We start from the raw sequence: 13596 nt of genomic DNA, 5'->3' as shown, positions 1-13596 counted from the left end.
CGAATTCCCCCTATAATTAAATGTTTATGCTTCTATTCTTTTAATGAACCTAGCAGAGCGCCCTTGATGAAATATTTCTGAAAGAATGGATAGGTAAAAATAACGGGCAGCGTCGTAAAGACGATGATGGCATACTTCAATTGAATGTTCGATAACATGTTCTCTACGGCATTTCGGGTATCCTGGAGCGACAGTGTTTTCAAATCTACTGATTGCTGTACCACGACGCGGTATAGATACATCTGCAGCGGATGCAGCTTCTCATTCGGCAGATACACGAGCGCATCGAACCAACTGTTCCAAATGGCGACGATCGAATAGATGGCAATGACCGCGATAATCGGTTTGGATATCGGCAGGACGACTCGGAACAGCATCTGCCAGTGTGAGGCACCGTCAATAAAGGCGGATTCTTTCAGCCCTTCCGGGATCGTCGAGAAGAACGTCCGAACGAGAATGATGTTCCAGATGCTCACCATGCCGGGAATGATGACGGCGAACATGGTGTTGTATAGCCCGAGCTGGTTCACGAGCAGGTAAGATGGAATCAATCCGCCGGCGAAATACATTGGGATCAAGATGAACGCAACAACCCATTTGCGCCCGATCAGTCTGCGTACCGTCAGTGGATAAGCACCGAGCACGGCCATGAGACAATTCAAGAACGCTCCCGCGGATACATAGATTATCGTATTCGAGTAGGCCCACCACATTTTGGTGTCTCGGACAATCAGTTCATAGGAGCCGAGAAAGAATCCTTTAGGGAACCAGAATACGTTCATAGCCGCGACTTCTTGAGGATTGCTGATGGACATGATGATGACGAAATAAAAAGGATACAGTGTAATGAAGCAAATGATGAGTGCGATCACGAGCAAGACGATATCGACAACGACGGAGCCTTGCCGAATTGCGTTCGGATTCCTCTTGAGCGAGGCTATCATCGAACTCCTCCTTACCATAAGGCGTAGTCAGAATATTTGCGGCTTAATGCATTGGCAATGTAGAGCAAAGAGAAATTGATGATCGAGATGAATAAGCCTACTGCCGTACCCGAGCTGAAATTGCCGCCGAGCAGGCCGTCACGGTACAAGTAAGTGCCGATGACATCCGCCGTCTCATAGACCATCGGATTATAAATAAGTAGAATAAATTCGCTGTTCGCTGACAATAAATTTCCAACGGCAAAGATCAACAAGATGAAAATTGTCGGACGAATGGAAGGCAGCGTAATATGGAGCATTTGCTTGAATCGATTAGCGCCGTCCATTTTGGCCGCTTCATATTGATGCGGATCGACGGAGGACATCGAGGCCAGATAGAGAATGCTGCTCCAGCCAAAAGATTTCCAGATATTCGTGATCGTATAGATGGCAGGAAAATATCCAGCCTCTGTATTCAGCGCAACCGTCGACTCGCCGCCGAACAGCTTCACCATCGCATTGATAATGCCGTCCGCATTAATGAAGGACAAGACCATGCCGGCAACGACAACGTTGGAAATAAAGTGAGGCAAGTAGCTTGCCGTCTGTACGAATTTCTTGAAAATACCGCTCTTTAGCTCATTAAGTAGAAGGGCGAATAGAATTGGCACCCAAAAGCCGAAGACAAGCGTGTAAAAACTGAGTAAAAACGTGTTACGCATCAGCCTTCCGAAATAAGGACCGCTAAAAAAATCGATAAAATGCTGCAGCCCAACCCAGTTAGCGCTTTCAAATGAGAAGAAAGGTTTTCCCGGGTAATAATTCTGAAATGCGATGACGATCCCGTACATGGGAATATAGCTGAAAATAAAAATATGCAGCAGGACAGGCAGCATGATCAAATACAGCTGCATATTCTCACGTAAGCGAAAAGAGACACGCTTACCTGGCTGACGGATTGCTCTCATAACCTTCTCCTTTCACCGATCGATTGCGGCATTTCCGGGCCCGTTCTTCCGCATGGATTTATCATAATGGGGAATTTTGGGTGGCAGCAAGCAACATAATTTGAAATGCTGCGCAATATTTTCGGGCATGGCGAGGAGGTATGTAAAATGGTTCGGAAGTAAAAAAATGTATTCCGAAATCAAGAAATGTTTATTGCTTAAATGGATTCGCTGTTCATTTCGCTCTCTTAAGAAAATGCTTGGCATTATTGAAGCAACGAAGTCTAATTATATGAAGTGGCCAGGGGAGCATATGGACAAATGGGGGGACGATGCTACGGTAACGGCCTTTATCAATAACTATGAAATCGGGACCTACAAAGCAGGTAAATTCAAATTCAAAGGCGAAGCCTAATCATCTTTACCATCGAAACGTGGTTGGATGTGGGAAAAGGTAGTACACTGAGAAGTATCGAATATAGGATGGATTGATCGTTAAGTACAAAGGAGATAACAACATGAATATCAAGAATACATTTGAAGTCGCGAAGGAAATGGAAGCACTAGCGGATGGATACAACACGTTGGCTGCACGTGAATCTAGCGAGGAAGCGAGAAACATCTATACCGAAATGACCTATCATTTGGACGAACTGCAATCTAAGCTATTGCAAATTTCGAATTATTACCCGGAGGGGCAAGTGGAGAAGGCTGTCACACTTAAGCGCGAAATCGAAGAGCTTCCTGAGGGCAGCGAGCTTACCTTGTTGCACGCCTATAATAATGAGAATCTAGCACTCGTAGAAGATGATGGGATGGAATTGTATTTGGTTCCGCTCGATGCCCTTGGAGGAGAAGAGTAGATTCGGGATTCTTTCTGTGAAATAAGGGAGGCTACCATGTCTCAATATCTTAATCTAGTTATCATAATTGGACTACTAATAGGAGTAGGTTTTCTACTCCTAACAAGTCGAAGTTCTAATAAGAAGCATACTAACGGTAGGTGGATTGGATATGCTCTCCTTGGAATGACAGTTATGCTTGTCATCGTTGCTATCTTGCAGCATTTCGATGAATCCGCGCACAATGTCGGACACTAGTAGTAGAATGGCTATCCTCAGAATGGAGCTTTAGTCCCATATAGCAAAAAAGCCCGAATCCAATTCGGGCTTTTTGCCATTCCAGTAATGCAATTATTAACCTTGAAGAATAGCTGTCTCAAGCGCTACCACGATCATGTCGTTGAACGTCGTTTGGCGCTCTTCCGCAGAAGTTGCTTCATGCGTGATCAAGTGGTCACTTACCGTGAACATGCCAAGACCTTTGATCTTATGTTTCGCTGCCAATGTATAGAGCGCTGCAGTCTCCATTTCAACAGCTAATACGCCGTATTGGCCAAGCTTCATCATCGTTTCTCTATTGTTATCTTCTGTGTAGAACACATCGGAAGACAGGATGTTACCTACACGAAGGTTCAAGTTCTTTTGTTGCCCGATTTCGTATGCTGTTTTGATCAGATCGAAATCAGCGATCGGTGCGAACGAATACCCAGGGAAACGCGTGTGGTTGATCGAAGAATCTGTACATACCGCTTGTGCGATGAGTACGTCACGGATCTTCACATCCTCTTGGATCGCGCCGCAAGTTCCGATACGGATAATTGTTTTCACGCCGTAATCTTGGATTAATTCTGTCGAGTAAATCGCGAACGATGGAACACCCATCCCGGAACCTTGAACAGTAATGGGTTTCCCTTTATACGTACCTGTATATCCTAACATGCCGCGCACTTCGCTATAGCATTTCGCATTTTCTAGGAACGTCTCTGCAATATATTTCGCGCGAAGCGGATCTCCTGGCATTAGAGCTACGGGTGCAATGTCACCTGGTTTTGCTGCTAAATGTACACTCATCGTAATAAAAGCCTCCTTCGTGATTTCAAGCCATTTGTTTTGAAAACGTTTTACTTCACTACAGTAACATACCTCATTCAATATTTCCGTAACCCGTACCATTCCTTTTATGTGAACTAGATTACAAAAAAACCGTGCAGAGGTTAACTGAACTTCTTGACCATTAGACCTATAATCGAATTGTCACGAGGCTACGCATACCAGATGCGATGCTTCGGAGGGACGTGACCTACGGAATCACAAATGCTGCGAAGCTTGGCGAGATCCGTAATCGTAATCGTCTTTCGTTCAATCGAGATGATGCCCTCATCTTGGAAATCCTTCAACACTTTGGAGATGGACTCCCGCGTTACGCCAATCATATTGGCAATCACATGATGTGTGAGTTTGTAGTCAATAATGTAAGCGGATTCAGTGTCCGTTTCCATTCCAAGGTTGCAATACAGGTCGTAGATGAGGTTGGCAGCCTTCAGACGTGTATCTAGGAAAGAGATATATTGCGCTTTACGATTCAAAATTCGAACACTCTCCACGAGCAACCAATAAGCCCGGCGGAGCACGCTTGGATATTCATCCACGATTTTGAGAAAATCTTGCTTAGTAATAAACCACGTATGAACGGTTTCCATCGCCGCGATCGAGGCAATGCGGTAATCGTCATAATAGATAGCTTCAATCTCGCCGACGACGTGGCCGGGGAAGGCGACCCCATATATGATTTCCTTATCTTCTAATAAACTATACACTTTGATCGACCCTGAACGAATAATGAACACATCGCCATTCTGATCTTGTTCGTAGATGATGACTTGGTTTTTCCGGAATTGACGTTTCTTGAGCATCGGCATGATGCGTTCCACGCCCTCATCGGGCAAGTCTTGAAAAATGGTGATTTGTCTCAAATCGGTTATCATGGGTAGACCTCACTTTCAGGCGGTTTCATGGGATTCAACTTTTTTATTGCAAGCGCCGAACATTTTTCCATGAAATATAGGCAAATATAACAACAGGAGTGGTTACTTATGACTTTCAAACGAATTACGACGATCGTATTAGACAGCGTTGGCATCGGCGAATTACCGGATGCTAATCAATTCGGGGATGTAGGATCCCATACCTTAGGGCATATCGCTGAGCGTGTGCCGACTATTCAATTACCGAACCTTCAGAAGCTAGGGTTAGGGAATATCGCTCCGATCGCTGCAATCCCGCCAGCCCAAGAGCCTCTTGCGATGTATGGTAAAATGGCAGAGACTTCTGTTGGCAAGGATACAATGACAGGTCACTGGGAACTCATGGGTTTAAACGTTACGATTCCTTTCGAAGTGTATCCGAATGGATTCCCAGCAGAAATGATTGAAGAATTTGAACAACGTACAGGCCGTAAAGTGATCGGGAATAAACCGGCGTCTGGGACGGATATCCTAGTCGAATACGGCGAAGAACAGATGCGCACGGGCGCATGGATTGTCTATACGTCAGCCGACAGCGTATTCCAATTGGCTGCACACGAAGACATTATTCCGCTCGATGAATTGTATCGCGCTTGCGAAATTGCTCGAGAAATGACGTTAACTGCTCCTTACGCAGTGGGACGTATCATTGCTAGACCTTATGTAGGAACGCCGGGTAACTTCACCCGTACACCGAATCGTCATGACTATGCACTTAGCCCGTCTGGACCAACTGTTCTTAATGCATTGAAGGATCATGGACTTGATGTCATTGCTGTAGGTAAAATAAATGATATTTTCACAGGCGAAGGCATTACGGAGTACACTTCCACGAAGAGCAATGAGGATGGTATTCTTAAAACAATTGAATATATGAAGAAAGATTTCCATGGTATGTTGTTCACGAATCTGGTTGATTTCGATTCCTTGTACGGACATCGCCGAGATCCAGCAGGTTATGCTGCATGTCTTGAAGAGTTCGATCGCTATGTGCCTGAGATCCTCTCCACCATGGGTGAAGATGACCTGTTAATCATAACAGCAGATCACGGGAATGACCCGATTCATCCGGGAACCGATCATACTCGTGAATACGTGCCGGTACTTGCATATAGTCCGAAGTTCCAAGGGAAGACAACGACGATTGGCGTTCGTTCGACTTTTGCCGACTTGGCAGCGACGATTGCAGCGAATTTCCAAGTATCCTTCGATACACACGGTAAAAGCTTCTTATAGTCATCCGATATATTGTTCTACTTGTTCATTATGACGGCGGGGCGGCGAAAATTCAACTTCCTTGAAGTGCTGTTCTAGCCAAATGTCCCTGCTGTCAATGAAATATATAAAAATAATTCTTGGAGGGTCGATCTACATGAAAAAACGAATCAATCTTATGCTCGTATTCGTCTTGATGGTGTCTATGGCATTAACAGCTTGTGGTGCGAAGAAGACGGAAGAAGGCGGCGCAGCCACGGGTGAAGCTCCTGGCGGCAAAAAATTGAAAGTCGGGATGGTTACTGACCTTGGTAGCGTGAATGACAAATCATTCAACCAGAACGCCTGGGAAGCTCTTCAAAAGTTAAAAACTGACTTCGGCTATGATGTAAAATACTTGGAGCCTAAACAAGATTCCGACGTAGAGCCAAGCTTGAACCAATTCGTAAAAGGCGGTTATGACCTGACTTGGGCGACTGCTTTTACACTCGATGATGCGGTAACAAGAATCGCGAAGGAAAATCCAAACGCGAAGCTTGGGATTATCGACTCCTCCATCGAAGTGCCTAACGTGGCAGCGGTTTCGTTCAAAGAACAAGAGGGATCCTACTTGGTGGGGGTTATCGCAGGTCTTATGACGAAGACGAACAAAATCGGCTTTGTCGGCGGGATGGAAATTCCTCCAATCCAACGTTTCGCCGCTGGTTTCCGTGAAGGGATCAAGGCAGTAAACCCTAACGCGAAATTCATCGTCAACTACACAGGTCAATTTACACGTGCTGACATGGGTAAATCGGCAGCAGCTACCATGTACAACGACGGCGTGGACATTATTTTCCATGCATCCGGTTTGACAGGTAACGGCGTATTTAACGAAGCCAAAGAGCGTGTTGCTAAAGGTGAAAAAGTATGGGTTATAGGTGTAGATAAAGACCAATCCTTGACTTTCGGCGATGATGTAACATTGACTTCGATGATCAAGAAAGTTGACGTAGCGGTATATGAAATCTCCAAACAACTTGCTGAAGGTAAATTCCCAGGCGGTAAAGTTACTCAAATGGGTCTAAAAGAAGACGGTGTAGGCATTGCTGATACATCGAGCAAGAATGTTCCGGCGGATGTATTGAAGAAAGTTGAAGAGTACAAAACAAAAATCATTAACGGTGAAATTAAGATTCCTGAGAAATAAACGATTTTTGTTGTGAACGAGAAGGCCATCCTTTGCATTCGTGCAGAGGATGGTCTCTAAGATTCATGATTTCTGGCAGTAGGTAGCAGGAAGGAGAACGTCTAATGGCGCAGGCTGAAACGGTGCTGGAGCTTAAGGGAATAACGAAGCGTTTTGGTGAAGTAGTTGCGAATGAGGATATAAGCTTTGCGCTTAAACAGGGTGAGATTCACGCATTGCTCGGCGAGAATGGTGCGGGCAAGTCAACACTGATGAACATTGTATTTGGGCTATATCAGCCGACAGAAGGTTCAATTTGGGTAAGAGGTCAAGAGGTACAGATGGATACGCCGAATAAGGCGATTGAACTGGGGATCGGGATGGTCCATCAGCATTTTAAATTGGTACAACCGTTCACAGTAACGGAGAATATTATACTTGGTATGGAGCCAAAAGCAGGCTTAGCAACAGATATGAAGAGCGCTTCCGCAAAAATACGACAATTATCGGAGCAGTATGGACTCAATGTCGATCCATCCGCAAAGATTGAGAATATTTCAGTAGGGATGCAGCAACGGGTTGAAATTTTGAAGACGCTTTATCGCGGTGCGGATATTGTCATTCTAGATGAACCGACAGCCGTTCTCACGCCGCAAGAAATTACCGAGCTGCTCGCGATTATGAAACGCCTGGCAAGTGAAGGCAAATCAATTATTATCATTACGCATAAATTGAAAGAGATTATGGAAGTAGCGGACACCTGTACGATCATCCGTCGTGGCCGCGTTATTGATTCGGTTGTTGTTAAAGAATCAAGTCCGCAAGAGCTAGCCGAGAAGATGGTTGGTCGGGAAGTTCGATTCAAGACGGATAAAGAGAAAGCGCAACCACAGCAAGCGATTCTCTCGGTCAAAGATCTGAAAGTTCGCGGCGACAATGGACAAATGGCGGTTAACGGTCTATCCTTCCAAGTGCGCGCGGGTGAGATCGTCGGGGTTGCAGGGGTAGATGGCAACGGTCAAGCGGAACTCATTGAGGCATTGACAGGTATGCGTCGTTCTGATTCAGGCGCTATTGAGCTTGATGGCGTCAATATTCTGAATAAATCACCGCGTATCGTCGGACAGTCCGGGATGTCGCATATTCCGCAGGACCGACACAAACATGGTCTAGTGCTAGACTTTACGGTGCCTGAGAATTCCATTCTTCAAATTTATAATAAGCCTGAGATGAACAAAGGCGGATTGATGGATAGCAAAGCAGCGCAAACGCTTGCAGAGAAATACGTGAAATCCTTCGATATTCGGATTCCAGGGTATGATGTACCGGTTCGGGCGATGTCCGGGGGGAACCAACAGAAACTGATTATTGCACGGGAAATTGACCGCCGTCCGAAGGTGCTGATCGCGGCACAACCAACGCGGGGATTGGATGTAGGTGCAATCGAGTTCGTGCACAAAGAGTTAATTGCAGAGCGCAACAACGGGAAGGGCGTATTGCTCGTATCGTTCGAGCTTGAAGAGATTATGAATGTAGCAGACCGCATTATTGTCTTGTTCAATGGTCAAATTGTAGGGGAAACGTACCCAGATCAAACCAATGATCAAGAGCTTGGACTGATGATGGCAGGCAGACGACAAGGAGGGGATTCCAATTGAATAATGTACGCAAACTCCTTCGTTCCGATTCGATTTGGATTCCGGTCTTATCGATTATTATCGGGATTTTGATTGGCGCGATTGTCATGTTGGCCGGCGGGTACAACCCTATTCTCGCTTATCAATCCTTGATTGAGAAAATTTTCGGAAGTCCGTACGACATCGGTGAGACGCTTCGCCAAATCGTACCGCTCATCTTATCAGGTCTTGCTGTTGCCGTAGCTTTCCGCGGCGGCATGTTCAACATTGGGGTCGAGGGACAGATTGTGATGGGTTCACTCGGTGCTTTGTTGGTCGGTAATATGTTAGATTTGCCGCCAATCCTTCACGGGATCGTAGCGATTCTTGTCGGCGCATTGTTCGGCGGAATCTGGGGCGCACTTGTTGCGATTTTCAAAGTTAAACGCGGCTTGAACGAGGTTATCTCCTGTATCATGTTGAACTGGATTGCCTTATACATTAGCCATATCGTAATTAAGACATTCATGGCGGAGATGGGAACTTCTCGTTCGCAGCCGATTCATGATTCGGCAAGTATTCAAATTGCTTGGTTGTCCGATCTATTCGGCGGCGCACGGATTCACTGGGGATTCTTCATCGTCATCTTCATGTTAATCGGGTACTACTATTATTTGAACCGTACAAAATGGGGCTATGAATTGCGTGCGGTTGGTTACAATAAGCATGCAGCTGAATATGCGGGGATGAACGTATCGAGCATTGCCATCCGTACATTCTTCATCTCGGGTGCGATTGGCGGATTGATCGGTACTTTCGAAATTCTAGGCGTGTTCAAATACATGGCGATTGCACCGAATACGTCAGGTATCGGGTTCGATGGTATCGCGGTTGCATTGCTGGGTATGAACACTTCGGTAGGCGTACTCTTATCGGGTACATTGTTCGGAGCGCTCTACTATGGTGCGCAAGGGATGAGCTTTGGTGCGGATGTTCCGCCAGAAGTTATTCGGATGGTAATTAGTATTATTATCTTCTTCGCTGCAGCACCGGCCGCAATCCGGATGTTCTTGAAGATGTTCAGACGCAAACCGAAGCGGGAGGAGGGGTAGGACATGGATATTCTAAGCAATCTAATCAACGGGACGTTCGTGTTCGCCACAGCATTAATCTTTGCTTCACTCGGCGGGGTAATTGGAGAGCGTACGGGGGTTATCAACTTGGGGCTTGAGGGCTTCATGGTATCCGGTGCTTTCTCAGCAGCCGTCGCTACACATTATGCGGAGACAGCAGGAATGGGTGGGGCTTCGCCATGGATCGGCTTGATCTGTGCGATGGTCGTTACCTTAATCTTCTCAGGCATTCATGCACTTGCTTCAATTAAGTTCAAGGCGAATCAGGTTATCAGCGGGATTGTCGTTAACTTGCTGGCTGCGAGCTCAACCTTCTTCATGGTTAAATTGTTATTCGATGGTGCAGCAGAGACACCGATTATCGATCATGTATTTCATAAATGGGCGATTCCAGGTCTGAGCAGCATTCCGTTTCTGGGTAACGCGATCTTCACGGCTTATCCAACAACGTATATCGCTCTGATCCTCGTAGCCGTGGTTTGGTTCGTGATGTATAAGACACCGCTTGGTCTTCGTATGCGTGCTGTAGGGGAGCATCCGGGAGCAGCTGATACAGCGGGTGTCAAAGTAAACCGTATCCGTACGTATGCCGTGCTTGTCGGCGGATCGATCGCTGCGCTTGGCGGTGCGACGATTGCCTTGACAGCAGGAAGCAGCTTCGCACAAAGTACGATTTCGGGTCAAGGGTTTATCGCGTTAGCAGCGGTTATCTTCGGTAAATGGAATCCCGTTGGTGCATTTGGCGCTTCGTTATTCTTCGGTTTTGCGCAAGCACTGAAGGATCAGGCACAAATCTACGATTGGGCGAAAAGCATTCCGACGGAAGTATTCTATATGCTGCCGTACTTGATGACACTACTCATTCTCCTCTTCGCCGTTGGACGCTCAAGCGGACCAAGTGCGCTTGGGGAACCGTATGATCCGGGTAAACGATAATTCGATTTTTAGTAATGAACGCCTCTTATCCTTAGGATGAGAGGCGTTTTTGTGTTGCCTGTATATAACCCGAACCCCTCTGTGAATGAATTGCAGTAATTGCTGCAACATCAGGGCATAATCAGTTTTGTCCATCATATGCTGATAATACAAGTATATAGCGATAACGATAAGGCAATGGCGCCTTGATTCATGCGACTTCGGAGTCTTCCGAATGGATTGTATGGAGCATGGCGTTTTTTTGTCTTACGTTTTCGAGGTCCCCACGTTATCGTCAGAATGCAGGATCGGAGTTGAATGCTTGTTATGGATAAGCCCATTCGAGCTGTACCGCTCGCCGTTCGCGTGATCCCGAATGTAGATGCAGGCTTGGCAGCACAGCTGGAGCTACCCCCTACAGTCCGCAGCTTGGGACTGATTACATCAACGATCGATGACGTCGGTTATACGGCAATCGATGAAGCGACGAAGCGTGCAGATGTGGACGTCGTCTATGCGAAGTCATTCTATGCCGGATCAGGCCATGCCTCAGGGCCGCTATCTGGTGAATTTATCGGGATGATTGGCGGTGCGAGTCCGGCAGAAGTGCAGAGCGGCCTCTCTGCCGCCATTGAAGTGATGGATCGTGGCGCATGCTTCTACGCGCTTAATGCCGAGGCGACGCATGCCTATTATGCGCATGTCGTCTCTCGAACAGGTCGATACTTATCACGCATTGCGGGTATCCGCGAAGGTGAGCCACTCGCCTACTTGATCGCCCCTCCGCTCGAAGCGATGATCGGATTGGATGCGGCCTTGAAGGCGGCAGATGTGAAGCTGCAGACCTTCTACGGTCCACCGACAGAGACGAACTTTGCAGGCGGACTTTTAACAGGTAGTCAATCGGCTTGTACAGCTGCAGCGGAGGCGTTCCGTGCTGCGGTACACGACGTTGCACGTAACCCACAGTACATGCGATGAGGGTAGAGGAGGTAGCGTATGAGCGGTAAACATGAAGCGTTAGGCATGATCGAGACGTGGGGAATTCCAGCCTTGATCGCTGCATCGGATGCGGCCGCCAAAGCCGCAGATGTACGTGTCGTTACGCTGGAGAAGGCGGATGCCGGAATCGTCACGATCTATTTGGTCGGGGATGTGGCTTCCGTTCGAGCAGCGGTTGATGCAGGGCAGGAAGCGGCAAGACAAGTCGGCAAGCTGTTAAGTGCGCATGTCATTGCAAGACCGGATCTGCAGGTGCAAGATCGGATCTATCCGAATCCGGAGTAAGGAGGAGACCCTATGGGATTCGATATTGATTTACAATCCATACAAGAAGTACGTGATGCCTTACAGCGTGCGAAGGCTGCGCAAGCGCAGCTGGAGGCGATGAGCCAAGTGCAGATCGACGCCGTGATTGCGGAGATGGCAGGCGAAGTCCGGCGGTCTGCTTCAGCATTGGCCGAGCTTGCCGTACAGGAGACAGGCTTTGGCAACGTGCCGGATAAAGCGGCAAAGAACTTGTTCGTGGCCGATTCGATCTACCCCGCCATCAAATCGATGAAGACGGTTGGGATCATTCATCGGGATGAGGAACGCAAAGTATGGGAAATTGCGCAGCCTGTTGGGGTTATTGCCGGCATCGTACCGTCTACGAATCCGACCTCAACCGTCATGTTCAAGGCGATGATCGCGCTCAAAGCACGCAATAGCATCGTATTCAGTCCACATCCGGGGGCGAAGCAATGTTCCTTCGAAGCAGCGTCTCGGATGCAATCGGCGGCAGAACGGGCAGGCGCACCGCCGCACATCATTCAATGTCTCGCACTTCCAACACTAGAAGCAAGCAAAGAACTCATGACGCATCGGGATACGGATCTGATCCTCGCCACGGGCGGCACCGCGATGGTAAAAGCCGCTTACAGCTCTGGCAAACCTGCATACGGCGTCGGTCCTGGCAATGTCCCGGTCTACGTACATCGAAGTGCAGATGTGGAGCAAGCAGTATCGCGCATCATTCGCAGCAAGACGTTCGATTACGGTACCATATGTGCTTCGGAGCAGGCGTTAGTCGTTGATCAGGCTGTTAAATCAGCGATTATCGATGCGTTCATCCGTCGTGGGGCGTATATGCTATCTCATGCGGAGAAACGAGCGATCGAAGGACTCATCCTCCGAAACGGCGGCCTGAATTCGCAGATTGTCGGCAAATCTCCCGAAGCGATTGCTGCACTCGCTGGCATCACAATTCCGGTTCACACGACCGTATTCATCGCGGAGGAAGAGGAAGTCGGCAAGCATGCCCCTTTTTCAATCGAGAAGCTGTGTCCAATTCTTGCGCTCTATACGGTGCAGGATGAAACGGAAGGCTGTACGTTATGCAAAAAGCTGCTCGAGCTGGGCGGATTAGGTCATACACTGGGGATTCATGCGACGGATCTTCAAGTGATCGAAGCGTTCGGTCTGGAGAAGCCAGCCTCACGAATCGTCGTCAATTCGGGAACGACTTTCGGCGGCATCGGCATGAGTACGGGAATCTTCCCCTCCTTAACGCTCGGCTGCGGCTCGTATGGCAATAATATTACGTCCGACAATATCGGCCCACAGCATTTGATGAACGTGAAGCGGGTTGCTTTTCACATGCAAGACATTCCTGAGCGAGAATCCGTACAGCCTGTGGCAGTCGGCACTGATCATGATACGAAGCCAGCAATCAGCATAAGCCGGGAAGATGTGATGGAAATTGTAAAAAGAGTGCTAGCCGAAGTAGAGCGTTCATAGAATGGGGTAATTGGCTCGTCCGAATTGTAAAATCG

At 47.6% G+C, this 13596-nt stretch carries 14 protein-coding genes; 10 read left to right on the top strand and 4 right to left on the bottom strand.

What is annotated here, in order from left to right; all coding sequences use genetic code 11:
- Positions 1 to 32: 32 nt before the first annotated feature.
- Together AC3WU2_RS10465 and AC3WU2_RS10460 are read right to left on the bottom strand one after the other, a co-directional pair.
- A complete protein-coding gene (locus tag AC3WU2_RS10465) occupies positions 33 to 944 on the bottom strand; it encodes a carbohydrate ABC transporter permease (protein WP_492453824.1) in 912 nt (303 codons plus the stop codon).
- An 11-nt stretch (positions 945 to 955) separates the two neighbouring features.
- Complete coding sequence (locus AC3WU2_RS10460) at positions 956 to 1891, bottom strand: ABC transporter permease (protein WP_492453822.1); 936 nt, start codon at positions 1889 to 1891, stop codon at positions 956 to 958.
- A gap of 166 nt (positions 1892 to 2057) precedes the next feature.
- On the opposite strand from AC3WU2_RS10460, the gene AC3WU2_RS10455 reads away from it, so the two are divergent.
- Positions 2058 to 2285, top strand: a complete 228-nt coding sequence (locus tag AC3WU2_RS10455; protein ID WP_492453821.1) for a hypothetical protein — start codon at positions 2058 to 2060, stop codon at positions 2283 to 2285.
- A gap of 103 nt (positions 2286 to 2388) precedes the next feature.
- Positions 2389 to 2733 carry a hypothetical protein gene (locus tag AC3WU2_RS10450; RefSeq protein ID WP_492453819.1) on the top strand — a complete coding sequence of 115 codons (345 nt, stop codon included), beginning with the start codon at positions 2389 to 2391 and terminating at the stop codon, positions 2731 to 2733.
- A gap of 333 nt (positions 2734 to 3066) precedes the next feature.
- Here the strand turns inward: AC3WU2_RS10450 and deoD are convergent, their stop codons facing one another.
- Both deoD and AC3WU2_RS10440 read right to left on the bottom strand, forming a co-directional pair.
- Positions 3067 to 3783 (bottom strand): purine-nucleoside phosphorylase, encoded by a 717-nt coding sequence (gene deoD, locus AC3WU2_RS10445; RefSeq protein ID WP_018756941.1) that lies wholly within the window; start codon positions 3781 to 3783, stop codon positions 3067 to 3069.
- 191 nt (positions 3784 to 3974) lie between these two features.
- Complete coding sequence (locus AC3WU2_RS10440) at positions 3975 to 4697, bottom strand: Crp/Fnr family transcriptional regulator (protein ID WP_018756942.1); 723 nt, start codon at positions 4695 to 4697, stop codon at positions 3975 to 3977.
- Between the two features lie 108 nt (positions 4698 to 4805).
- On the opposite strand from AC3WU2_RS10440, the gene deoB reads away from it, so the two are divergent.
- From deoB to AC3WU2_RS10400, 8 genes are all read left to right on the top strand, one after another.
- Positions 4806 to 5972: a phosphopentomutase gene (deoB, locus tag AC3WU2_RS10435; protein ID WP_492453816.1), complete on the top strand. Its 1167-nt coding sequence runs from the start codon at positions 4806 to 4808 to the stop codon at positions 5970 to 5972.
- 136 nt (positions 5973 to 6108) lie between these two features.
- Positions 6109 to 7140 carry a BMP family lipoprotein gene (locus AC3WU2_RS10430; protein ID WP_492453814.1) on the top strand — a complete coding sequence of 344 codons (1032 nt, stop codon included), beginning with the start codon at positions 6109 to 6111 and terminating at the stop codon, positions 7138 to 7140.
- Positions 7141 to 7244: 104 nt separating this feature from the next.
- Positions 7245 to 8777: an ABC transporter ATP-binding protein gene (locus AC3WU2_RS10425; protein WP_492453812.1), complete on the top strand. Its 1533-nt coding sequence runs from the start codon at positions 7245 to 7247 to the stop codon at positions 8775 to 8777.
- Entirely contained in the window at positions 8774 to 9847 is a 1074-nt protein-coding gene (locus tag AC3WU2_RS10420; RefSeq protein WP_492453810.1) for an ABC transporter permease, read from the top strand. Before AC3WU2_RS10425 ends, AC3WU2_RS10420 begins: the two co-directional genes overlap by 4 nt.
- Positions 9848 to 9850: 3 nt before the next feature.
- Positions 9851 to 10804 carry an ABC transporter permease gene (locus tag AC3WU2_RS10415; RefSeq protein WP_018756947.1) on the top strand — a complete coding sequence of 318 codons (954 nt, stop codon included), beginning with the start codon at positions 9851 to 9853 and terminating at the stop codon, positions 10802 to 10804.
- A 306-nt stretch (positions 10805 to 11110) separates the two neighbouring features.
- The gene (eutL, locus tag AC3WU2_RS10410; protein ID WP_492454041.1) at positions 11111 to 11764 is read left to right on the top strand and encodes an ethanolamine utilization microcompartment protein EutL; all 654 of its coding nucleotides are present in this window, start codon (positions 11111 to 11113) and stop codon (positions 11762 to 11764) included.
- A gap of 18 nt (positions 11765 to 11782) precedes the next feature.
- Complete coding sequence (locus AC3WU2_RS10405; protein ID WP_492453808.1) at positions 11783 to 12070, top strand: BMC domain-containing protein; 288 nt, start codon at positions 11783 to 11785, stop codon at positions 12068 to 12070.
- Between the two features lie 12 nt (positions 12071 to 12082).
- Positions 12083 to 13561, top strand: a complete 1479-nt coding sequence (locus tag AC3WU2_RS10400; protein ID WP_492453806.1) for an aldehyde dehydrogenase family protein — start codon at positions 12083 to 12085, stop codon at positions 13559 to 13561.
- The last annotated feature ends 35 nt before the right edge of the window (positions 13562 to 13596 follow it).

The organism is Paenibacillus sp. EB106-05-06-XG162 (assembly GCF_058791655.1).
The sequence above is the reverse complement of the archived record's forward strand: the minus strand, read 5'-3'. Positions and strand labels throughout refer to the sequence as shown.